The 22,591-nt window shown below is 62.7% G+C and carries 19 protein-coding genes, 1 other RNA gene and 1 riboswitch; of the genes, 9 read left to right on the forward strand and 11 right to left on the reverse strand.

From position 1 onward, the window contains the following. The first annotated feature begins 1 nt into the window (after nucleotide 1). From ABDB84_RS07455 to ABDB84_RS07470, 4 genes are read left to right on the forward strand one after another with little or no spacing between them, the layout of a single operon-like run. The gene (locus ABDB84_RS07455) at nucleotides 2–1,366 is read left to right on the forward strand and encodes a DUF1329 domain-containing protein (RefSeq protein ID WP_345919081.1); all 1,365 of its coding nucleotides are present in this window, start codon (nucleotides 2–4) and stop codon (nucleotides 1,364–1,366) included. Between the two features lie 58 nt (nucleotides 1,367–1,424). Continuing rightward, nucleotides 1,425–2,510 carry a WD40/YVTN/BNR-like repeat-containing protein gene (locus ABDB84_RS07460; RefSeq protein ID WP_345919082.1) on the forward strand — a complete coding sequence of 362 codons (1,086 nt, stop codon included), beginning with the start codon at nucleotides 1,425–1,427 and terminating at the stop codon, nucleotides 2,508–2,510. A gap of 9 nt (nucleotides 2,511–2,519) precedes the next feature. After that, entirely contained in the window at nucleotides 2,520–4,904 is a 2,385-nt protein-coding gene (locus ABDB84_RS07465) for an efflux RND transporter permease subunit (RefSeq protein WP_345919083.1), read from the forward strand. 35 nt (nucleotides 4,905–4,939) lie between these two features. Then, complete coding sequence (locus ABDB84_RS07470) at nucleotides 4,940–6,262, forward strand: spinster family MFS transporter (protein WP_345919084.1); 1,323 nt, start codon at nucleotides 4,940–4,942, stop codon at nucleotides 6,260–6,262. A 241-nt stretch (nucleotides 6,263–6,503) separates the two neighbouring features. On the opposite strand, the gene ABDB84_RS07475 is transcribed toward ABDB84_RS07470, so the two are convergent. Beyond that, a complete protein-coding gene (locus tag ABDB84_RS07475) occupies nucleotides 6,504–8,144 on the reverse strand; it encodes a hypothetical protein (protein ID WP_345919085.1) in 1,641 nt (546 codons plus the stop codon). A 212-nt stretch (nucleotides 8,145–8,356) separates the two neighbouring features. Between ABDB84_RS07475 and ABDB84_RS07480 the strand changes: the two genes are divergently transcribed. Further along, nucleotides 8,357–9,565, forward strand: a complete 1,209-nt coding sequence (locus ABDB84_RS07480; RefSeq protein WP_345919086.1) for a DUF2252 domain-containing protein — start codon at nucleotides 8,357–8,359, stop codon at nucleotides 9,563–9,565. A 10-nt stretch (nucleotides 9,566–9,575) separates the two neighbouring features. On the opposite strand, the gene asd is transcribed toward ABDB84_RS07480, so the two are convergent. The 5 genes from asd to ABDB84_RS07505 form a co-directional block, all read right to left on the reverse strand. Beyond that, entirely contained in the window at nucleotides 9,576–10,427 is an 852-nt protein-coding gene (asd, locus tag ABDB84_RS07485) for an archaetidylserine decarboxylase (RefSeq protein ID WP_345919087.1), read from the reverse strand. Between the two features lie 42 nt (nucleotides 10,428–10,469). Further along, nucleotides 10,470–11,171 carry a helix-turn-helix transcriptional regulator gene (locus ABDB84_RS07490; protein WP_345919088.1) on the reverse strand — a complete coding sequence of 234 codons (702 nt, stop codon included), beginning with the start codon at nucleotides 11,169–11,171 and terminating at the stop codon, nucleotides 10,470–10,472. Nucleotides 11,172–11,357: 186 nt separating this feature from the next. Then, complete coding sequence (locus ABDB84_RS07495; RefSeq protein ID WP_345919089.1) at nucleotides 11,358–11,726, reverse strand: VOC family protein; 369 nt, start codon at nucleotides 11,724–11,726, stop codon at nucleotides 11,358–11,360. A 77-nt stretch (nucleotides 11,727–11,803) separates the two neighbouring features. After that, nucleotides 11,804–12,958 carry an MFS transporter gene (locus ABDB84_RS07500; RefSeq protein WP_345919090.1) on the reverse strand — a complete coding sequence of 385 codons (1,155 nt, stop codon included), beginning with the start codon at nucleotides 12,956–12,958 and terminating at the stop codon, nucleotides 11,804–11,806. Nucleotides 12,959–12,963: 5 nt separating this feature from the next. After that, entirely contained in the window at nucleotides 12,964–14,865 is a 1,902-nt protein-coding gene (locus tag ABDB84_RS07505) for an ATP-binding cassette domain-containing protein (RefSeq protein ID WP_345919091.1), read from the reverse strand. 79 nt (nucleotides 14,866–14,944) lie between these two features. Here ABDB84_RS07505 and ABDB84_RS07510 point away from each other — a divergent pair, with 79 nt between their 5' ends. Beyond that, entirely contained in the window at nucleotides 14,945–15,550 is a 606-nt protein-coding gene (locus tag ABDB84_RS07510) for a hypothetical protein (RefSeq protein ID WP_345919092.1), read from the forward strand. A 514-nt stretch (nucleotides 15,551–16,064) separates the two neighbouring features. On the opposite strand, the gene ABDB84_RS07515 is transcribed toward ABDB84_RS07510, so the two are convergent. The 5 genes from ABDB84_RS07515 to ABDB84_RS07535 all read right to left on the reverse strand — a co-directional run bounded on the left by ABDB84_RS07515 (nucleotide 16,065) and on the right by ABDB84_RS07535 (nucleotide 18,335). Continuing rightward, on the reverse strand, nucleotides 16,065–16,868 hold the full coding sequence (locus tag ABDB84_RS07515; RefSeq protein ID WP_345919093.1) for a sulfite exporter TauE/SafE family protein: 804 nt from the start codon (nucleotides 16,866–16,868) through the stop codon (nucleotides 16,065–16,067). A 55-nt stretch (nucleotides 16,869–16,923) separates the two neighbouring features. Continuing rightward, the gene (locus tag ABDB84_RS07520; protein WP_345919094.1) at nucleotides 16,924–17,394 is read right to left on the reverse strand and encodes an EVE domain-containing protein; all 471 of its coding nucleotides are present in this window, start codon (nucleotides 17,392–17,394) and stop codon (nucleotides 16,924–16,926) included. 141 nt (nucleotides 17,395–17,535) lie between these two features. Then, nucleotides 17,536–17,715: non-coding RNA, 6S RNA (gene ssrS / locus ABDB84_RS07525), on the reverse strand. Nucleotides 17,716–17,835: 120 nt separating this feature from the next. Further along, on the reverse strand, nucleotides 17,836–18,135 hold the full coding sequence (locus ABDB84_RS07530) for a cell division protein ZapA (protein ID WP_345919095.1): 300 nt from the start codon (nucleotides 18,133–18,135) through the stop codon (nucleotides 17,836–17,838). Beyond that, nucleotides 18,132–18,335 (reverse strand): hypothetical protein, encoded by a 204-nt coding sequence (locus ABDB84_RS07535; RefSeq protein ID WP_345919096.1) that lies wholly within the window; start codon nucleotides 18,333–18,335, stop codon nucleotides 18,132–18,134. The genes ABDB84_RS07530 and ABDB84_RS07535 overlap by 4 nt, the downstream gene beginning before the upstream one ends. Before the next feature lie 111 nt (nucleotides 18,336–18,446). Beyond that, nucleotides 18,447–18,678, forward strand: a riboswitch (cobalamin riboswitch). A gap of 128 nt (nucleotides 18,679–18,806) precedes the next feature. Here ABDB84_RS07535 and btuB point away from each other — a divergent pair. The 3 genes from btuB to ABDB84_RS07550 are packed head-to-tail and all read left to right on the forward strand — an operon-like array spanning nucleotide 18,807 to nucleotide 22,584. Beyond that, on the forward strand, nucleotides 18,807–20,630 hold the full coding sequence (gene btuB / locus ABDB84_RS07540; RefSeq protein ID WP_345919359.1) for a TonB-dependent vitamin B12 receptor: 1,824 nt from the start codon (nucleotides 18,807–18,809) through the stop codon (nucleotides 20,628–20,630). 44 nt (nucleotides 20,631–20,674) lie between these two features. After that, nucleotides 20,675–21,283, forward strand: a complete 609-nt coding sequence (gene cobO / locus ABDB84_RS07545) for a cob(I)yrinic acid a,c-diamide adenosyltransferase (protein WP_345919097.1) — start codon at nucleotides 20,675–20,677, stop codon at nucleotides 21,281–21,283. Next, complete coding sequence (locus tag ABDB84_RS07550) at nucleotides 21,283–22,584, forward strand: cobyrinic acid a,c-diamide synthase CobB (RefSeq protein ID WP_345919098.1); 1,302 nt, start codon at nucleotides 21,283–21,285, stop codon at nucleotides 22,582–22,584. Before cobO ends, ABDB84_RS07550 begins: the two co-directional genes overlap by 1 nt. The last annotated feature ends 7 nt before the right edge of the window (nucleotides 22,585–22,591 follow it).

Here is a 22,591-nt window from a genome sequence, read left to right on the forward strand (position 1 = left end):
CATGCATGCTCATCTACGCGCCTGCCTGCTGATCAGCTTGACCGCGGCCGCTACGCACTTTGGCGCAGCGCAGGCCGCTGTCAGTGCCGAGGAAGCTGCCAGCTTGAAAACCAGTCTGACCCCCATGGGGGCAGAGAAAGCTGCGAACAAAGACGGAACCATCCCGGCCTGGGATGGCGGCGTCGCATTCAGCAACAAGCCGATCACTGGTCGGCGCAGTGATCCCTACGCCAACGAAAAGCCGCGTCTGGTGATTACGGCCAAGAACATGGAGCAATACGCCGACAAGCTGAGCGACGGCGTCAAGGCCATGCTCAAGCGCTATCCGGACAGCTTCCGTCTGGATGTCTACCCCACCCATCGCACGGCGGCGTTGCCACAGTGGGCGTATGACAATACCTTCAAGAACGCTACGCGCGGCAAGCTCATCGAAGGGCCCGGCGGTCCGCAGCCGGACAATGTGCAAGGTGGCGTGCCTTTCCCGATCCCCAAGTCGGGAGCCGAAGTCATGTGGAACCATCTGTTGCGCTGGAAGGGTGAGGCCTGGCATTGGGATGCCACCCAGTACGTGGTGACCGCCGATGGCAAGGCGGTGCTGACCAATAATGGCGCTGCCGATCAGCAGTCACCGTACTGGTTCAAGGATGGCTCGCCGGAGAATTTCAGTGGTGACTATTACAACCTGCGTCTGGTCAACGCCGGGCCGCCGATCCGCGCCGGCGAAGCCATTGTCGCGCGCTTGAACCTGAATGAGGATAAGAGCAGTACCTGGGTCTATCTGACCGGGCAACGCCGCGTCCGCAAATTGCCCAACTCCTGCTGCGACACGCCGTCACCTACCACGGCTGGATTGATGAGTGTTGATGAGCTGGAGGTGTTCACCGGCAAGCTGGGGCGCTTCGACTGGAAGCTGCTGGGCAAGAAAGAGCTGTTCGTGCCCTACAACTCGAATCGCACGCTGCAGCCTGGCAAAGATGCCGATGTGCTGGGCAAGGGGCACCTCAACCCGGATGAAGTGCGCTGGGAGTTACACCGCGTGTGGGTGGTCGAGGCCACCTTGAAGGCAGGTGAGCGTCATACGGCGTCGCGCTCGGTCTACTACGTTGATGAAGACTCCTGGTATGCCTTGCTCGGTGATCGTTGGGATTCCAAGGGCCAGCTGTGGCGAAACATGTGGGCGCTCCCCATTGTGATGCCCGATCTGCCGGGTATCACAGCCAAGACCTTTGGCTATTACGACTTGCTGGCAGGTACCTGGTACGTCAATGGCCTCTTCAACGAAAAGAAGGAGCAGTACCGCCTCGTGCCGACATTCCCCGCAACGCACTTCACGCCGGATGCGCTGGCGGCTGAAGGTGTGCGCTGATGCCTCGCAGGGTTGCCGAACAGCCTTGTCTGGCAGCCCGGACTCCGAGCAGGAAACGATGATGAAAATCCTTCAATCTCTTTTGCGCGCAGCAATGATTCTGGGGGCCTGGCTGGCCGTGCAGAGCGGTGTTGCTGCGCCACTTGAAGATCCATTGCTGCGCCCAGCCATGCGCAGCTTGCGCGCGCAGGGAGCCGTCATGCAGGCGGTGGTGAGAGCCGGATCGCGCCTGGTCAGTGCTGGCGAGCGGGGCATCATCCTGCTGTCGGACGACAATGGTTTGCATTGGCGCCAGGCTGCGGTGCCGGTGAGTGTCAGCCTGACTGCGCTGAGCTTTCCGAGTCCGCGCAAGGGTTGGGCTGCTGGCCACGCCGGCGTCCTGCTGCATACCGAAGACGGCGGTGAAACCTGGCAGCTGCAGCTCGATGGTCGCCGTGCCGCCGAGCTGTATGCTGAATCTGCGCGCAACAGTAGCCTGAGCGATCAGGCTGCGCTGACGCGCCTGCGCCAGGATGCCGAGCGCATGCTGGCGGATGGCCCGGACAAGCCTTTCCTGGACGTGCACTTCGTTTCCGATTACGTGGGCTTTGCCGTCGGAGCATACGGTCTGGTTTTTCGCACCCGCGACGGTGGCCGCCAATGGCAGCCGTTGATGGGGCGCCTGAGCAATCCCAAGGCCTTGCATTTCTACGCAGTGAAAGGCATGCCGCGAGCCATCTATCTGGCTGGGGAGCAGGGCATGTTATGGCGCAGCACTGATCTTGGTGAGCATTTCGAGCGCTTGAGCAGCCCGTATTCCGGCAGCCTGTTTGCGCTGCAAGTCTTATCCGACGAGGCCTTGCTGGTGGGGGGCTTGAAAGGCCAGGTCTTCCGCTCCAGCGATGCTGGTCGCAGTTTCAGCCAGGCCAGCGGTGTCATGCCTGTCTCGATCAATGCATTCGCCAAGCAGGGTGACGGCACGCTGTGGCTCATCAACCAGGCGGGCTGGCTGCAGTTCAGCATCGACCAGGGGGCGCACTGGCAGACCCTTGATGCACTGCGTCCGGGGCGCATCAATGCTCTGGAGCTCTCTGCAGACGAGCGCCTGATTGTTGCGGGTTTCCGTGGCCTGCAGCGTCTTGACCTTCCGACCAACAAGCCCTGAGAGCGCAGCATGCATACCCCTTCAGTCGTGCAAGCAATGGGTCTGGATGAATTTGATCGCCAGTCCGGCTCGTTCTTCGAGCGCTTGCTTTTCAATAATCGCCTGGCAGTGTTGCTGGCCTGCGCCTTGATCACCCTCGTGCTGGCCTTGCAGCTGGGACGTTTGAGCCTCAACGCCAGTTTCGAGAAAACCATTCCGACACATCACCCCTTCATTCTCAACTATCTCAATAGCCGCGATGAACTGACCGGCCTCGGTAATGCCTTGCGCATCGCCGTCGATAATCGTGGGCAGGGCGGAATCTACGATGTGCAGTACATGGAGGTACTGCGTCGTCTGAACGATGAAATTTTCTTGCTGCCCGGCGTGGATCGCGCCTATATGAAATCCTTGTGGACGCCAGCTACCCGCTGGGTGGGTGTGACGGAAGAGGGACTCGAAGGCGGTCCGGTCATTCCCGATGGCTATAAGGGCCAGGCGCCTCAGCTCGAACAGCTGCGCAGGAATGTCGAACGCTCCAACGAAATCGGTCAGCTGGTGGCGCTCGACCAGAAATCCAGCGTGATCTACGTACCGCTGCTGTCGAAGTATGCGGACGGCAAGCCGATCGATTACGCCCAGTTGTCTGCCGCCCTGGAGGGCTTGCGCAGCAAGTACGAGAGTCCGCAGATCGGTATCCACATCACGGGTTTTGCCAAGGTGATTGGCGATTTGATGGCGGGACTGCGTGCCATTCTGTCCTTCTTTGCCGCCGCCATCCTGATCACCGCGGCCGTGCTTTATTTTTACACCCGCTGCGTGCGGAGCACCCTGCTCGTGGTGAGCTGTTCGCTGGTCGCGGTGGTCTGGCAGCTCGGTCTGTTACCCCTGCTGGGCTATGAGCTTGACCCGTATTCGGTGCTGGTGCCGTTTCTGGTCTTCGCCATCGGCATGAGTCATGGCGCACAGAAAATGAACGGCATCATGCAGGACATAGGGCGTGGCATGCATCGGCTGGTGGCGGCGCGCTTTACCTTCCGGCGCTTGTTCCTGGCGGGTTTGACGGCTTTGTTGTGCGATGCCGTGGGCTTTGCGGTGCTGATGATCATCGACGTCCAGGTGATCAAGGATCTGGCTGTGATTGCCAGCATGGGAGTGGCGATCCTGATTTTCACCAATCTGATCCTGCTGCCCATCCTGCTGTCCTACGTCGGCGTCACGCAGGAAGCCGCGCAACGCAGTCTGCGCGAGGAACTGCAGGCGACCGACGAGGTGGCGCAGCGGCAGCGCTTGTGGCGCTGGCTGGATTTATTTACCACCCGGCGCTGGGCGGGTATTGCCGTAGCGGGCGCGGCCGTACTTGCTGCAGCGGCTTATTTGCAGAGTACTCAGCTGAAGATTGGTGATCTCGATCCAGGGGCGCCGGAACTGCGTGCGGATTCGCGTTACAACCGTGATAACGCCTTCATGAACCAGCATTACGGTGCCAGCAGCGACGTTTTTGCGGTCATGATCAAAACGCCGGAGGGCGCCTGTTCGGCCTACGACACTGTGATGCGCGTCGATGCGCTGGAATGGCAATTGGCCAGTTTGCCGGGCGTCGATGCGACCAATTCGGTGGCTTTGCTGAATCGACGGCTGATGGTTGGCTTCAGTGAAGGAAATCCGAAATGGTACGAACTGATGAACAGTCAGAGCATGCTCAACGAGATCATCGGGCGTGCTCCCCGCGGTCTTTATAACGAATCCTGCAGCCTGCTGACCCTGTATGTCTATCTCAAAGACCACAAGGCGGACACCTTGCAGAGCGTGGTGGAGACGGTCGAGCGTTTTGCGGCCGATAACAGCACGCCGCAGACCAGCTTCCTGATGGCGGCGGGCAGCGCAGGTATCGAGGCGGCGACCAATATCGTCGTGAAAAAGGCTAATCGGGAAATGCTGATATGGGTGTACGCCGCGGTGATCCTGCTGTGTCTGCTGACCTTCCGCTCATGGCGCGCCGTCGTCTGCGCGATCCTGCCGCTGATGCTGACCTCGGTGCTGTGCGAGGCGCTGATGGTCAGTCTGAATATCGGAGTCAAGGTGGCAACCTTGCCGGTGATTGCGCTGGGCGTAGGCATCGGTGTCGATTACGCCCTCTATGTGATGAGCATCACGCTTTCGCAGCTGCGCGTGGGTCAGTCGCTGTCCGATGCTTACTTCTGCGCGCTGCGTTTTACCGGCAAGGTGGTCATGCTGACCGGTATCACACTGGCGATTGGCGTAGCAACCTGGGCTTTCTCGCCGATCAAGTACCAGGCCGACATGGGCATCCTGCTCGCCTTCATGTTCCTCCTGAACATGCTGGGGGCCTTGATTCTGGTGCCGGCGCTGGCGCATTTCCTGCTGCCGGGCCGCGTGTTTAAAAATTCATAACGAGAACGATTCAGATTCTTCAACGGAGACTACTCATGTCGGACATGCATACCGAAATACGCAGGCAGGGCTTGCCGGGACACTTGGCCTGGTACCTGCTGGGCGTGGTGCTGATTGCCAATGTGCTGTCGTATGTGGATCGCCAGATCCTGACGCTGTTGGTGGCACCGATTCGTGCCGACCTGGGTATTTCGGATACGCAGCTGAGTCTGTTGCACGGTCTTGCATTCACCGTGCTTTACTCGGTACTGGGCATCCCGCTCGGGCGCTATGCCGACCGCCACAACCGCAAGCGTCTGATCTTCTGGGGTATCGTCATCTGGAGCGCGATGACCGTCGCCTGTGGTCTGGCCAATAGCTATTTCGAACTGTTCGCTGCTCGCGTCGGTGTCGGCATCGGCGAGGCGACACTGGCGCCAGCCGCCTACTCGATGATTTGCGATGCATTTGACAAGTCGCGGCGCGGAACAGCGCTGGGGGTCTACAGCAGCGGGATTTTTCTGGGGATCGGTTCCTCCATCGCCATTGGCGGTACTGTCCTCGCTTCGCTGCGTGGCGCCAAGGAAGTCGTGCTACCCATCATCGGATCGGTGCATACCTGGCAAGCCGCTTTCATCTATGTCGGTATGCCGGGCTTCCTGATGGCCCTGCTGTTGCTGACGGTGAAAGAGCCCGTGCGTGATAACGCGGTGCCGGCCGGCGGGCCCGAGCTGGACCAGACGCTGGGTTACTTCAGGCAGCATCGCGCCCTGTTCGCCATGGTTTTGCTCGGCTATGCACTGATTGCGCTGGCCGCCTACGGCACGGGCAGCTGGATGCCGACTGTCCTCATGCGCTTGTATGGCTGGACGCCCCCGCAAGCCGGTATCAATTACGGTCTGGCCGTGACCATCATGGGCACCATCGGCGGCGTGGCGGGTGGTTATCTTGGTGATCGCTGGTTGCGCATGGGGCGTGCAGACTCACGTTTGTGGCTGACCATCGTGGCTGTCCTGGCCTGGCTGCCGCTCGCCTATGCCGGCATGCGGGCCAGCGATGCCTACAGCACGCTTTATCTGATGGGCGGGGCGGTAGCCTTCAGCAGCTGGGCCAATGGCCTGGGCCCGACGGCCATCCAGGACCTGGTGCCTGGGGCTTTGCGCGGTCAAGCAACGGCGATCTTCTTCTTCGTGATCAACATGATCGGTCTGGGCATCGGCCCGACCGTGGTGGCACTCGTCAATGACCATGTCTATGCCGACGAGAAGGCACTGCCGCTGTCCATTCTGAGTGTCGGCATCCCTGCCATGTTACTGGGCATCGCACTCTTGTATCTGGCGCGCGCGCGTTACCGCGCGGTGTCGCACAACCTGCGCTAGGAGCAACGCGCATGACTGCGTCTGAATATCGTCCTGTGCGTTTTGGCGAGGCTGCGGTGGAAATCTCGTTGAACGATTCTTCTGCCGCATCAAGCAATTCAGACGTTTGGCAACCCGCGACGACTAATTGGCTACACGCTTCAATGCCTTCTTGCAAATCGCTTGTGCTTACATCTGGCTACTGTGAACACGCCCTAGGCCCTTTTTGTCTTGTGTCGACGCTTTTGGCTGCTTCTGCGCCTCAGTCCAGGATTTTCGACCATTGCACCAGGCGCACCAGATCGGTGGCGAAGCCGTGCTTGAACTTGGCGATTTCGTTGAGTTTGCGTGAGGGCGTGCCGTCGGCGTCGAAATTGCCGAGGTTGAAGCGCGTGTTGCCACGCGCCTTGGCGCGGCGGATGGCGTCCCACAGCGCGAGGTGCGAGGTTTTGGTGAGCGGGTCGAGCACCGGGCCGGCCGAGCGTCCCCAGCAGTAAGTCGAGAAGCCGAAGTAGTCGGTGATGATCGAGGCTGCGATAGGCCCCAGGCGCTGGTGCCAGACGATGCAGATCTCGCCGCCGAATTCCATGATCCAGTCGCGATAGCTGTCAAATTGCCCGCGCGCGAAAAACAGCCCGTTGGGGTCTGCATTGCCCAGGTAGAGCAGGATGTCCTTGGTCTGCGCCCAGTCCAACTGGCGCGTGCCGAGCTGCAGCGCGTGCTGTTCGCGATTGAGGTGGTGCAGCGTGGTTTGCGCGGCGGTTTTCGAGATGATGGACTTGAAGGACTTGCGTACGCTGGTCCACAGCTCGGCCTCGCTGCGTTGCAAATCGGTATGCGATTCATAGGCCAGCATGGCCGCGTAATTGGCCTGCAGGAAGGGCTCCGGCGCGCATTGAGCCTCGTCGAGGCTGATGCTCAGCGAGCGGCCGCCGTGTGCGCTCACGCGCAATTCGGCTTGTTCGAGGAGCGCGGGCATCAGCTGTTCGAGTTTTGGCCCATCGGCGCTTAGCGGGTGCAGGCAAAGACTCCAGTTGGCGTCAGAGGCCGTGTATTGCGTGCTCAGCTCGCAATAGAGCAGCGCTTGCTCCCCCTCCGCGAGCACGAACGAGGCATCCCGGAAGCTGATCAGATCACGGGTGATCGGGGCGTAGCTGTGGATATAGCTGACCCGATGGGCGCCACTGAGTCCGGCGCGTGACAGGATCTGGCCGCGCCGCAGCCAGTCCTGAACCTCGGGACTGTCGAGTCCGGCATCGCGGAAATGCAGATGCTTTTTGCCGAGTTTGAAATGCGCTGAGGCGGCCAGTGCGCGGGCCAGACGCTGGGCATGGTGGGCTTGCGCCAAGGCTGAGTCGGGCGTTTGCTTGCGGTGCAGGGCCAGCAGACGCTCCGCTGCCGCCGGACGCTGCAGGGTCTCGCTCATCAGCTGGACGATGTAGTTGATGCCGCCCTCGCTGTTATTGAGCGCGCCTTTGGAAAACAGCAGCAGCAGCAGTTCGATGGCGACATCGACGTAGGCCTCGGTATCGCAGAGCTGCATGGTGTGTTGCAGCAGTTGCGCGGCGTCCATGCCGCCGCCGAGCAAGGTGCGGATGAGCGCCAGGAGTACCGGCGGTTCATCGTCACGCAGGGAGAATTGCTGCAGGAAGGCTTCTGCCTGCACTGATTTATGGCTGAAGTACTCGCGCAGGGCGCGTGCCAGGAAGGGGCTGGCGCTGGTTTTGGCGGCGGCTTCATCGCCGCTCAGTGCGACTTCGATCAGGACCTGCAATCCGGCGACGATTTCCGTGCGCATCCCCGGCGCATTGCTTAGCCCGCTGCCGATGGTCTGCATCTGGGCGAGGGAAAGCGGACAGGGCCAGTCGCTGGCGGGGACTGGCGGATCACATGGCATGTTCATGTCGGTAGCGCGGCGGCGAGCGGCGGCAAAGGGTTAGCTTGCACATTAAGCGCATCGCAGCGGTAACTATACGTTTAAAAGCTGCGCCATTGCCGGCCAATTCTGCAGCAGCGCAGCGCTGGCCTCTTTGCTTGGCATGGCAGCTCAATAGACGAAGGCTACGGGCGATCTGGCATCATCCGGGCATGCGTTGCCATCACAGGGAGTTGCCGGTGCAGGACATCGTGACATCGATCAAGCGCTACAACGCCGGGCGCGACCCGCAGCGGCTGGCCATGAAGTACGCGAATCTGCGCCGCGATCCCTTCGTTTTCCTGCGTGGCAGCTGTCACCGCTTCTACGAGACACTGCCGCGTGACAAGCTGCTGCGCGCAGCGCCCCTGGCCTGGGCCTGTGGCGATCTGCATCTGGAAAACTTCGGCAGCTACAAGGGCGACAATCGCCTGGTCTATTTCGACATCAATGATTTTGACGAGGCCGCGCTGGCGCCGGCGAGCTGGGATGTGCTGCGCCTGCTCAGCAGCATCCTGGTCGCCGAGCGGGTCTTGCACCTCAATCCCGGCGAGAGCGTGGCGCTGTGCCAGCGCTTCCTGCAGCGCTATGCGGCCACGCTGGCCAGCGGCAAGGCGCGCTGGCTCGAGCGCGATCTGGCGCAAGGGCTGGTCGGCGATCTGCTCGATAGCCTGCGCGTACGCAAGCGCGCCGATTTCCTCGATTCGCGTACCGAGCTGCAGGGCAAGCGGCGATGCCTGCGCATCGATGGCCGCAAAACCTTGCCGGTGACCGACAAGCAGCGTGACAAGCTGAAGCGCTTCATGGCCGAGTTTGCCGCCACCCAGGAGAAACCGCGCTTTTTCCGTCTGCTCGATGCCGCGCGCCGCGCCACAGGCAACGGCAGTCTGGGCGTCGAGCGCTATGTGCTGCTGGTCGAAGGGCGCGGTTCGCCGGCGGACAATTACCTGCTCGACATCAAGCAGGCGCTGCCTTCGTCCTTGCTGCCGCATCTGCCCAATCCGCAGCCGCACTGGGCTTCGGAGGCGCTGCGCGTGGTCACCGTGCAGCAGCGCATGCAGGCGATACCGATGGCATTCCTGCATGCCGTCAAACTGGGCAAGCGTTCCTGCGTGCTGCGTGATCTGCAGCCCTCGGATGACCGCGTGGAGTTTGGCGAGGCGCATCGCAAGCCGCGTCAGCTGGCGGGGCTGATCGACAATCTGGCGGAGTTGCTGGCCTGGGCGCAGCTGCGCTCAGCAGGGCGCGAGGGAGCCGCCAGCGTCGACGCGCTGGTCGACTTTGCCGAGGGTCACAAGTGGCCCGCGCGGCTGCTCGATCTGGCGCGCCACTGCACTACGCAGCTTGAAGCGGATTGGCGCGCCTACTGTCTGGCCTACGATGCGGGGGCTTTCGCCCTCGAAGCTTGAGTGTCAGCGCTCAGGCGGTGGGCGCCTTGTCGGCCATCGCTTCGCCCATGCGCACGCTGCCGCCGGCTTGCCAGCCGGCATTGAACTGCAGGGCGGAGGGCAGCAGCATGACGACGGTGGAGCCGAGCAGGAAGCGGCCCATCTCGTCGCCCTGTTGCAGGCGGATGTCCTGATCTTCATAGCGCCATTCGCGGATCTCGCCAACACGCGGCGGATTGACCACGCCATGCCAGACGGTGGCCATGCTGCCGACGATGGTGGCGCCGACCAGCACCATCACCAGCGGGCCGTGGGCCGTCTCGAACACACAGACCACGCGCTCGTTGCGGGCAAACAGGCCCGGCACCATGCGCGCGGTGAGCGGCTTGACCGGGAACAGCGTGCCCGGCACATGGCGCATGCGCAGCAGGCGGCCGGCGCAGGGCATGTGGATGCGGTGGTAGTCCTTGGGGCTCAGATACAGCGTGGCGAAATTGCCGTCGCGAAACTGCCGCGCCAGGGCCGGATCGTCACCGAGCAGGGTGCTTGCCGAATACTGGTGGCCTTTGGCCTGGAAAATCTGCTCGCCGGCAATGCGGCCAAACTGGCTGATCGCGCCATCGACCGGGCATAACCAGTCGGCGCTGGCGAGCGGGCGGGCACCCTCGCGTAGCGCGCGCGTGAAGAAGCTGTTGAAGCTGTCGTAGTGCGCGATCTGCGGATCAGCCGCTTCACTCATGTCGACGCCATAGTGGCCGACGAACCAGCGGATGATGGCGGTCGTGACGGCGCCCATGCGCGAGGAGGCAACCAGACCGCCAAAGGCAGTCATCGCGCGTTTGGGCATCAGGTAGTGCGGAATTATGGCAAGTCGATCAGACACGGGATTCCCGGAGGCGCAGCAAAGGGCGCCATTGTATCGGCCTCAGCGCTCGCGCGGAACGCGAATGCCCTTGTCGGCTTCGAGCTGATCGAAGAAATCGTCGAGCCGGCGACCGCGCTGATCGGCGAACTGCGCACCCTGAAGCCGCAGGGCCAGGATGCGGTCGACGCGGAAATGGCGGAAGTCTTCGCGCAGCTCGCACCAGGCGATCAAGGTCCAGTGCTGACCCCAGAAAAACAGGCCGAGCGGCCACAAGCTGCGCTGCGAGGGCGTGCCGTCTTCGCGCTGGTAATCGATGTCGATGATGTCACGCTGGCGCATCGCACGGCGCAGTTCGGCCAGCCAGGGCGGCCGGTTGCGCGGCAAGTCGGGGGCGAACAGGCGCGCCAGGCTGGCTTCGCGCCGCCGCGCAGCGGGCAGCACATTCTGGATCTTGGCCATCGCCGCTTGCGCTGCGCGGGCCAGTTCCGGGTCGGCCCAGGTCTGCACCATGCGCGTGCCGACCAGCAGGGCTTCGAGTTCGTCGATATCGAAGCTCAGCGGCGGCAGGTCGATGCTGTGTTTGAGACGGTAGCCGACGCCGGCTTCGCCCTCGATCGGCACGCCGGACAGGCTCAGATCCTGGATGTCGCGGTACAGCGTGCGCAGCGAGACCTGCAGCTGCTCGGCCAGCCAGGCGCCGGTACAGCTGCTGCGGCTGCGCAGGAGTTCAACGAGGCGGTAGAGGCGGTCGGCGCGGCGCATGGGGTGGCGAAGCTGAAGATGCAGGCATTCTATTGGGCTTTGTCGCCGCCGTCGCTGCCGCAGGGTTTGGCGCGGCAGGCGTGCTTGGGGGTGCGTTGCGCCGGCCAAGTGCGTACCAGATCAGCATGATGCCTCTTGTTCATTGCGGTGAAGCGTGTGCCGGGCCAGGCCCGGCTCCGGGCGGCCTCAGTGCAGCGAATGCAGACCGATCACATTGCCTTCCGTGTCGCTGAACAAGGCGATGTGGCCGATCTCGTCGCTCAGCTTGGTCTTGGGCATCAGTACCGCGCCGCCAGCGGTGGCAACGCGATTCAGCACGCTGGCCAGATCTGCACCGCCATTGAGGTAGATGCGCACGCCATCGGCATGGGGCTTGGCCTGCGGCATGTCGACCACGGCGCCGCCGACGCCCTGATCCCCGTGCGCAAACACCGCCATGCGGATGCCCTCGAAGCTGTCATCGACATGCAGCGAGGTGGCAAAGATCGTTTCGTAGAAGCGCGTGGCGCGGGTGAAGTCGTGGCTGGGGATTTCGAACCAGTGGATGGCGTTCATGTTGGGCTCCTGTGTGTTGGAGCCCGCATCATGCGGGTGGGCTACTGACAGCGTGGTGTCAGCAGACTGTCAGTTGCTTAGTGCTCTGCGCTGCCCGAGAGCGCCGCGCGTGCGCGCAAGCCCACCATTGCCGCGCTGAGGCCGATGAGGATCAGCGCCAGCGGCAGGCCGAGCAGCTGGGCGAGGGCGCCGATCAGCACCGGGCCAAACAGCAGGCCGAGGTAGGCGATGCGCGCCATGTCGGCAATTGCCTCGCTGGCCGCCATGCCCGGCACATTGGCTGCGGCGGCAAACAGCACCGGCATCATGTTCGAGGTGCCCAGGCCGATCAGGCCGAAGCCGAGCGCGGCCGGAATCGGCGCCGGCCACAGCAGGGACAGCGCGATGCCTGCCGCGCACAACGCCGCGCTCCAGCGCAGGGTGCGCACATTGCCCAGGCGTGCGCGGATCGCATCGCCGGTGAAGCGTCCGCCTGCCATACCGAGCGAGAAAGCCGCGTAGCCGGCATTGATCCAGGCGAGCGAGGCCTGGGTGTAATCGCGCATGTAGACCGTGCTCCAGTCATACATCGCGCCTTCTGCAATCAGGCCGAGAAAGGCGAGGATGCCCAGCTGCAGCAATTGTCGCTTGGCTTGGCCCTTGGCTTGCGCGCTGGCATGTTCTTCGTGTGTTGGGTCGGCACGCAAGGCCGGGCGCGCGGCAAGACAGCAGGCGGCGGTGATCAGGCCGACACAGAGCATATGGCTTTGTGCGGACGCCTCTGTCGCACGCCACAGCGCGCCGAGCGCGGCGCCGGCAAAGCCGCCGAGGCTGAACAGGCCGTGCATCGAGGACATCACCGCGCGCCCGTAAGCGCTTTCGACGATGGCCGCCTGCGCGTTCATCGCCACGTCCAGCGCTGCCATCACCGCGCCGAAAAGCAGCAGGACGACGATCAGCGCCGGCAGGTTCGGCATCAGCAGGATCAGCAGCACGCCCAGTGCCAGCAAGAGCCCGCTCCACACACTGGTGCGCGCACTGCCCAGCGCTGCCGACAAGCGCCCGATGCGGCCCATGGCCAGCACCGCACCGAAGGCCATCGCCAGCATGGTGAGCGACAGCGCGCCTTCGCTGAGCTGGAATTTGTCCTTGATCGTCGGGATGTGCGCCCCCCAGGAGGCGAACACGAATCCGTTACAGAAGAACAGCAGGGAGGTAGCGACGCGGCTGGCGCGTGGGGAAGGCGATTTCACCGGGTTCAGAGTTCGCCGATCTCTTCGAGTTCGGTCTGGATCTCCAGCCAGCGCTCTTCGCCCGCATCAATGCTTTGCCCCAGTTCGCCCTGGCGCTTGAGGAAGCCTTGCAGCTGCGCGCTATCGCCACTGGCGTACAGGGCCGGGTCGGCGAGTCGCTCATCGAGCAGCTTTTTCTCGCCCTGCCAGCCTTGCAGCTTGCGTTCGAGCTGTTCAAGTTCTTTCAGCAAGGGGCGGCGGCGCTGCAGCTTGGCCTGGCGTTCGGCGGCCGCATCGGCACGCGCCTGCAGGCGGCTGGCCTTGTCGCTGGCCGCTTCGCTGTTGGTGTTGCTGGTGGCGGTGTTGGCGCGACGTGCGTCGAGCCACAGCAAGTAGTCGTCCAGATCGCCATCGAAAGGCTTGGCGACGCCGTCGGCGACCAGCAGGAAGTCGTCGCAGACCGTGCGCAACAAGGCGCGGTCATGGCTGACCAGCACCATGCTGCCCTCGTACTCGGATAGCGCCAGGGTCAGTGCGTGGCGCATTTCGAGGTCGAGGTGGTTGGTCGGTTCGTCGAGCAGCAGCAGGTTGGGCTTGTGGCGGATCAGCAGGGCCAGGGCCAGGCGCGACTTTTCGCCGCCGGAGAAGGGGCCGACTTTCGCGTCGACCTGGGCGCCGCGGAAATCGAAGCCGCCGAGGTAGTCGCGCAGATCCTGTTCGCGCGTCATCGGTTCCTGGCGGATCAGGTGCTGCAGCGGGCTTTCCTCGCTGCGCAATTGTTCAAGCTGATGCTGGGCAAAGTAACCGAGCTGCACGCCCTTGCCGAACAGGGCCGAGCCCTGCTGCGCAGCCAGATCGCCGGCGAGCAGCTTGATCAGCGTCGATTTGCCGGCGCCATTGGGGCCAAGCAAGCCAAGCCGCGCGCCGGGGCGCAGTTCGAGCTTGATGTTGTCGATGATCACTTTGTCGCCGTAGCCGAGGCGCACATCCTTGAGCGTGACCATCGGATCGGGCGCGCGGTCCGGTTCCGGGAAGCTGAACGAGAAGGGCGTGTCGACGTGGGCGGCGGTGACGCGCTCCATGCGCGAGAGCGCCTTGATGCGGCTCTGCGCCTGGCGCGCCTTGGTCGCTTGCGCGCGGAAGCGGTCGATGTACTTCTGCAGATGCGCCACCTCGCGCTGCTGCTTGGCGAACATTGCCTGCTGCTGCGCCAGCTGTGCCGCGTGCTGGTCTTCGAAGCTGTCGTAATTGCCGGTGTAGAGCGTGAGCTTCTGCTGATCGAGGTGGGCGATGTGGGTCACGCAGGCATTGAGGAAGTCGCGATCATGCGAGATCAGCAGCAGCGTGCCGCGGTAGGCACTGAGCCAGCGCTCCAGCCAGATCACCGCATCGAGGTCGAGGTGGTTGGTCGGCTCGTCGAGCAGCAGCAGGTCGGAGCGACACATCAGCGCCTGCGCGAGATTGAGGCGCATGCGCCAGCCGCCGGAGAAGTCCGACACCGGCCGCGTGAAATCACTGTCAGCAAAGCCCAGGCCGGCGAGCAGGGCGCTGGCCCGTGCGCGGGCGCCGTAGCCGTCGATCTCGGCGAGGCGCGCATGCAGCTCGCCGATGTGCTGGGCGTGCGGGTCTGCGGCCAGCTGGCGCTCGATCTGCATCAGCTCGGTATCGCCTTCGAGCACGTAGTCGATGGCGGCGGTGGCGAGCGCCGGCGTTTCCTGCGCGACCTGGGCGATGGTCCAGTGCGCGGGCATCTCCAGATCGCCCTGATCCTGATGCAGCAGGCCGCGCAGCAGCGCGAACAGCGTAGACTTGCCGCTGCCATTGGCACCCACCACGCCGACGCGCCAGCCGGGGTGGATTTGCAGGGTGAGGGATTCGATAAGACGGCGTGCGCCGCGGGCGAGGACAAGCTGACGGAACTGGATCACTTTGAGCAGAGAGCAGACAATGGCAAGATGCAGCGCATTTTACGTGGCCCTTGCCCTGCGCATTCCGGAGAATCACTTTATGTACAGAATTTTGGCCTGCCTGTTGTGCGCTCTGGCGCTTCCCGTCCAGGCGCAATCGGCACCTGCCGGAGAAAACGACCCGGCAGTATGGGCGGCGCGGCGCCAGCGCGCAGAGAGTCTGCGCAAGGATGCATCGAAGATCACCCGCGCGGCGGACGCGGCACGGGCGGAGGAAACGCGCGCCTGCAGGCCGCACTTCTTCGAAAACGCCTGCAAGGACGCAGCGCGTGACCGCTGGATTGAAAAGGTCAATCAGGCACGTGCCATGCAAATGGAAGCGGCAGGCCTGGAGCAGGCGCTGCGCGCTTACGAGCTGAGCGTGCGTGAGCAGGAAATTTCGCGGCGTGCAGCCAAGCGTGAAGGGCAGGTACTGCAAGCCATCCTCAATGCGCCACCTTCGGCGGCGCACGCCGAAAAGCCGGCGGCCAAGCCCTTGGTGCCGCGTCAGGCGGTCAGCAGTGCAGCGCCCAAGCACGAGGATCGTGCCGAGCGCGAACGTGAGGCGGCTGCGCGTGCCGCCCAGGCGCGCAAGGATGCGGAACGCTATGCGGCACGTGCGCGTGCCAAAGCTGCGCAATCTTCATCGGCCGCCGCCAGCAAATAAATTCGTTGCGGCTTTCCGGGCGTACCGGGGAGAAAGCTCAGGACGAAAAAAAACGGGAAGTCTGGGACTTCCCGTTTGCAATTGAGGAAATCCAGAAACAGGACTTCCCTCCCCCTAAATCGTTCTTGCATCCAGTCTTATGCCTAAGTGACAAGGCCATCCGGAAAGCAAACTCTGCTTTCCGCATGGCCCCGTTGTGCTACTGGCCGGGCCCGTAGGCCCGGCTTGCTGCTTCGGCAATCGATACGAATCCAGTTCGTTCGTCGCTCGCATGGCCTGCTGTCTTTGCAGCGGCCGTTTTGTCTCCTGCCTGCTTCCTCTCGGTGTGCTTGGCGCATCTCTGCGCGGAGCTCAGTCCGGACGCGAATTGTTACACATCATCAGAATTTATGTACGCATTAATGTAGCTTTTTACTTAAAAGTTTTTGATGGTGCACTGCACGTTAGGGTAATCCCTTATGCCCGCCAATACTGGGTTTGCGGCCGATTGCGCTGCAGCATGGCGGGCCCGGTTTCAGGTCCGCAGGAACATCTTGCATGCCAGCAGAATCAGCAAAACAGCGAACACGCGCTTCAAGGTGGCCACCGGCAAGCGGTGCGCTGCACGTGCGCCGAAGGGCGCGGTCAGCATGCTGGCGATGAACAGCCACAACAAGGCGGGCAGATAGACATAGCCGACGCTGCCGGCGGGCAAATCGGCGTGCTGCCAGCCATTCCACAGATAGCCAGCAGTGCCGGCCAGCGCAATCGGCAAACCCATGGCCGCCGAAGTACCGATGGCGTGCTGGACGCGCACATTGCACCAGGACAGCCAGGGCACGGTCAGCGAACCGCCGCCGATGGCAACCAGGGCCGAGACCACACCAATGCCGACGCCAACACTGGCGCGACCAACTGTGCCGGGCAGCTCGCGGCTGGCTTGCGGTTTGAGGTTCAGGCTCATCTGCAAGGCGATGAGCAGCAGGAAGCAGCCGAAAAACAGGGTCAGTGCGCGGGTCGGCGCGTGGGCGGCGATCATTGTGCCGAACAGGGCGCCGAGTACTACGCCGGGGCTGATGTCGCGTACCAGGTCCCAGCGCACTGCGCCGTGCGCATGGTGGGTACGCAAGCTGGAGATGGAGGTAAAGATGATGGTGGCCATCGATGTGCCCAGCGCCAGCGGTAATACCTGGGCGTGCACGAAGCCTTGCGCGTCGAAGGCGCTGGTGAGCACGGCGACGATGATCACGCCGCCGCCAATCCCCAGCAAGCCGGCCAGAAAACCGGACACCAGCCCCAGCAGGGCATAGCCCAGACACCATAGATCGAAATACTGCATGACAAAGCCCGTCTGACTCACAGCCCGCCAGTTTAGCCCGCATGGGCTGCGCTGATCAGGATTTGGGATTCATCAGACGGGTGGTGATGGTGCGCCATTCGTCCGGATCGACCGGGGTGATCGACAGGCGGCTGGCCTTTTGCAGCACGCGCATATTGGCCAGCGAGTCGTGCTCGCGCAGGGTGGCGAGGTCGACGAAAGGCGTCTTTTCCACCAGGCGCACGTCGACATTGATCCAGCGCGGCGCGTCCTGGCTCGACTTGGGATCGAAGTAGGGGCTGGCCGGATCGAACTGGGTGGCGTCCGGGTAGGGCGTGCTGGCGATACAGACGATGCCGGCAATGCCCGGGCGCGGACAGGAGGAGTGGTAGAAAAACGCCAGGTCGCCCAGGCTCATCTGGTCACGCATGAAGTTGCGCGCCTGATAGTTGCGTACGCCGTACCAGGCGACGGTCTGTCCCGGCATGGCGGCCAGGTCGTCGATGGAACAGTCGGCCGGTTCGGACTTCATGAGCCAGTAACGCATGATGGAATGGGCGGTGGAGTGAGTGTTCAGCTTGGGATTGCTGCGCCGCAGTGTCAAGCGCTCGAATGGGCATGACGGGGCGCTGCATGCGGGGCCGGATAGCACGAACGCGGCCGGAGCCGCGTTCGTGAACCTGCGATGGGATCCCCCGCCTGTGCCGTCAGACCGTCATCCTGAACCGGGGTTCAGGTGGTCGCCGCCAAGCCGCATCAGGTGCGCCCGTTAGAAGGGCGCTCACAACAGCGGTGAGTTCGGTCAGCAACCATGTCGTTAGACATTGGTTCAAGGAGTGTATGGCCTTGACGAACACCGCAGGGGAAAACTTTCGTCGCGCCGCAGCGCCCGATGAGAGGGACGCTTCGTCACGACCGGAGGCCGTGGCCCCCTGTATTCATGACTCCTTTAACGACTCTTGCCAGATGAATCTGAACGGCTACTTGCTCAGAACAGATTCTCCTGTTTGGCCAGCGCCTGTTCGAACTGCTCGCTGACAGCTGAAATTCTACGCCTGTAATCGGGCAGATCAATGCCTGCCGAGCGCTGATGGCTCACAAATTCATTGGCGATGTCCAGCGCCGTCATCAATGCCAGCGCTTCGCCATTGCTGGCGCCCTTGTCCGCGATCTTGCGCATGCGCTCATCGACCATGCGTACCGCGGCGAGCAGCGCCTCGCGTTCTTCGGGCTTGACCGACACGCTGTACTCGCGGCCCATCAGGCTGATGTCGATTTTCTCGCTCATGCGTCTTCCTGTTCGGGCAGGCGCGCCAACAGTGCTTCAAGCCGGCTGATGGCCTGGCTCAGTTTGTCGCGTAGCACGCTGTTTTCCGTTTCGAGCGCATCGACGCGGGCGCGCAGGCTGCTGTGCTCGCTGCGCAGCTGGCGATAGTCGCTCAGCAGCAGGGCGGCGCGGGCTTCAAGCTGGGAGATTTCGGATTCCATGCTGCAGATGGTAGGCCGCCGCCGGAAACATGGTCAAGCGCATCTGTTGCGCAGTGTCGGCCTTGACCGACCGCAAGCGCTCAGGTTGGAGGGCGACTGCCGAGTCCTGTAAGATGCGCGCACGCTTCAGGTGTCCCGTCCGCGTGTAACGGACGGGGTGAAACGGGAAGCCGGTGCGATGAGTCTTCAACAGACCTTCCATTCCGGCGCTGCCCCCGCAACGGTAAGCGAGTCAAGGTGTAACAGACAGCCACTGTGCTCAGCACGGGAAGGCGTTACATCGGTCGGCCAGCAATGGCCGCTACTTGCGAGCCCGGAGACCGGCCTGAAGCCAGTTCTGGCGCATCACGGTGGGTGATGTAGGCTGCCGTGCTGCCGTCCTGGCCGCACAAGTCTGCATGCTCCATCGGCGCCCTGCCCAATTGTCATGAACCGTGCGGGCGGCACGGATGGAGTTCTTCCTTGAAAAAAATGCTTGTTTTGCCGGCAGCTTGCCTGCTTGGCACCTCTCCTGCGCTGTACGCGCAACAAACCCAAAACAAAGAGACGCAGCACGAAACGGTGGTGGTGACGGCCAATCGCGTGGCACGTACGGTTGATGAGACCCTTGCGCCGGTCAGCGTGCTGACGCGCCAGGACATCGAACGTCTGCAGGCGCAATCTCTCCCCGACTTGTTGCGCGGCTTGCCTGGCGTGAGCTTTGCCAATAATGGCGGGCCGGGCAAGGCGACCTCGCTGTTCCTGCGCGGGACAAATTCGGATCACGTACTGGTGCTGGTCGATGGTTTCAAGATCGGTTCGGCCACCAGCGGCGGAGCTTCCTTGCAGGATATTCCTGTCGATCAGATCGAACGCATCGAGATTGTGCGTGGCCCGCGCGCCAGTCTCTATGGCTCGGATGCCATCGGTGGCGTGATCCAGATCTTCACCCGCAAAGGTCAGCAAGCGCCCGGCTTTGCCTTGACCAGTGGCAGCCGCCACACCTTCGGAGCCTCGGCTCAGGGCGGCTTTGGCAGCAAGGATCTGTGGGCTTCGGCGGGCGTGAAGACGGATACCACGCGCGGGATCAACGTCTGCCAGGGCACGACTTCGGCCAGTTGCAGTCCTGATCGTGACGGCTACGCCAATACAGCATTCAATCTGCATGCAGGCGCACATCTGACCGATAAGCTGGACGCCGAGCTGATCGCATTGCAGATCGACAACCACAACGAGTTCGATGGTTCCTCGCAGGACAATGCCGATGGTCGTCAGCAAGTCTTTGGCGGCACGTTCAACTATCAGGCGCTGGATCGCTGGCTGTCCAGTTTGCGGATCGGTCAGACGACGGACGACTCGCGCAATTATCTGGGCGAACGGTATAAGTCGCGCTTTACGACGCGGCGTGACAGCCTTAACTGGCAGAACGACATCGAACTCGCTGCCGGCCATCAGCTCGTCGCGGGTGTTGATCTGACGCGCGAGAAGATCTTGTCGACGACCAATTACGCAGTACGCAGCCGCACCAATAATGCGGTGTTTCTGCAGTACCTCGCCGATATCGGTGCGTTCAGTGCTCAGCTCTCGGGCCGTCGTGATAATAACGAGCAGTTCGGCTCGCACAACACCGGCGGGCTGGCGACCGGCTACACGTTTTCGAAGTGGCTGCGTCTGACGGCGTCCTATGCCACCGCTTTCAAAGCACCCACCTTCAACCAGCTGTATTTCCCGTCCTATGGCACGGCGACTCTGCAGCCGGAGAAGTCGCGCAATCGCGAGATTGGTGCGGGCGGTGCAGTGGGTAATGGCAAGTGGCAGCTGAGTGTGTTCGACAATCACATCAATCAGCTGATCGTCACCGATCCAGTGAGTTTTACCGCCGTCAATTTGTCGAGCGCGCGCATCCACGGCATCGAGTTGAGTGCCGAGCAGCAGTTCGGCCAAACCCGCGTTGCGGCCAGCACGACGCTGCAGAATCCCAAGGATCACTCGGGCTCAAACACCGAGGGCAATCTCTTGGTACGCCGCGCGCGGCAGATGGCCCGCGTCGATGTCGATCACGATCTGGGGGCCTGGAGTGTCGGTTCCTCGTGGAACGGTGTTGGCAAGCGTTACGATAACGATACCAGCGCGAATACCATTGTGCACCTGGGTGGCTACAGTACCTGGGACCTGCGCACCGAGTACCGTATTGATAAATCGTGGCGCGTACAGCTGCGCGGTGAAAATGTGTTCAACAAACGCTATGAAACAGCCTATCTCTACAACCAGACGGGCGCAGGCGTTTTCGTGACGCTGCGTTATCAGGCTCTGTAAAAGCATGACGGGGCGCCAGCAGGCGCCCCGATGAAAGGATCGAAATGAGTGATGAACAATCCCGCCTGGAGCGCCACAAGGCGCGCATGCTGCGCAAAAAGGCGGTCATCGACGCATCGATTGCTGCCGCCGATGAAGAGCGCGGCCTGTTGCTGGTGAACACGGGTAATGGCAAGGGCAAGAGCAGTGCAGCGTTTGGCGTGCTGGCGCGTGCGCTCGGCCATGGCATGCGCTGCGCCGTGATCCAGTTCATCAAGAATCGCTCGGATACCGGCGAGGAAGCTTTCTTCCGCAGCAGCCCGAATGTCTGCTGGCATGTCATGGGGGATGGTTTCACCTGGGAGACGCAGGACGACACCAAGGACCGCGCCACCGCGCGTGCCGCCTGGGAGCAGGCGGTCGTCTATCTGCGTGACGACAAGATCGATCTCTTGATCCTCGACGAATTCACCTACACCCTCAAGTACGGCTGGCTGGCGCTCGATGAAGTGATGCAGGTCATCAACGAGCGGCCGCTGATGCAGCACCTGATCATCACCGGGCGCGCCGCGCCCGATGGCCTGATCGAAGAGGCCGATACCGTCACCGACATGACGCTGAAGAAGCACGCCTACCAGGCCGGCATCAAGGCCATGCCCGGCGTGGAGTGGTAATGCGATCTGCATGTCGCGCAGCCTTGATTGCAGCGCCGGCCTCGGGCCAGGGCAAGACCACGGTGACGGCGGCGCTGGCACGGCAGGCGCGGCAACGCGGCGAGCGTGTGCGCGTGTTCAAGACCGGGCCGGACTTCCTCGATCCGACCATCCTTGAACAAGCCAGCGGCGCGCCGGTGTATCAGCTTGATCTGTTCATGGGCGGCGAGGCGCATTGCCGCGCTTTGCTCGAAGCAGCAGCGCGCGAGGCCGATCTGATCCTCGTTGAAGGCGTGATGGGTGTGTTCGACGGCAAGCCATCGAGTGCCGATCTGGCGCAGGCTTTCGGCTTGCCGGTGCTGGCCGTGATCGACGGCAGCGCGATGGCGCAGACTTTCGGCGCACTGGCGCACGGGCTGGCGACGTTTCGCGAGGGGCTGAAGTTTGCGGGGGTGATCGCCAACCGTGTTGCCAGCGAACGCCATGCGCAGATGCTGTTTGAATCGCTGCCTGCGAATGTCGCGGGCTTGGGCTGGTTGCCGCGCGATGCAGAAATCGCCTTGCCCGAACGGCATCTTGGCTTGTTGCCGGCGAGCGAGTTGCATGATCTGGATCAGCGCATTGACCGGGCGGCAGCTGCTTTGACGATGCTGGATGTTGCGTGGTCGGCAGAGCATTCTCTTGCTGTGTGCACGCCTGCGGAAGCCTCGCTTGCCAGCGAACGAGCTTTGCCACTGCACGGCCGTCGCATTGCGATTGCGCGCGATGCAGCCTTCGCCTTCATCTATCCGGCCAATCTCGATTGCCTGCGCGCTTTGGGCGCCGAGTGCTTGTTCTTCTCGCCGCTGGCCGATGCGCGCTTGCCGGACTGCGATGCCGTCTGGTTGCCCGGTGGTTATCCCGAGCTGCATGCGGCGCGTCTGGCGGCCAATGTGGCGATGCGCGAAGCCTTGCGCGCGCATCACGCAGCGGGCAAAGCGATGCTCGCCGAATGTGGTGGCATGATGAGTTTGTTTGACGCCATCGAGTGTTCAGATGACAGCGTGCATGCGGGATTCGGTCTTCTGGCAGGACGCACGCGCATGCACAAGCGGCTCTCGGCACTGGGGCTGCAGGCGGTGAGCCTGCCGGAGGGCGATCTGCGCGGCCACAGCTTTCATTACTCCAGCTGCGAGACCGCGCTGGCGCCGATTGCACGCGGCAGCAATCCCAATGGCGGCAGCACGCAGGAAGCGGTGTATCGCCAGGGGCGCCTGACCGCCAGCTACATCCATTTTTATTTCCCCTCCAATCCTGGCGCGCTGGCCGCCATGCTGGCCTAGCCGGAGC

The organism is Uliginosibacterium sediminicola (genome assembly GCF_039631295.1).
Classification (GTDB): domain Bacteria; phylum Pseudomonadota; class Gammaproteobacteria; order Burkholderiales; family Rhodocyclaceae; genus Viridibacterium; species Viridibacterium sediminicola.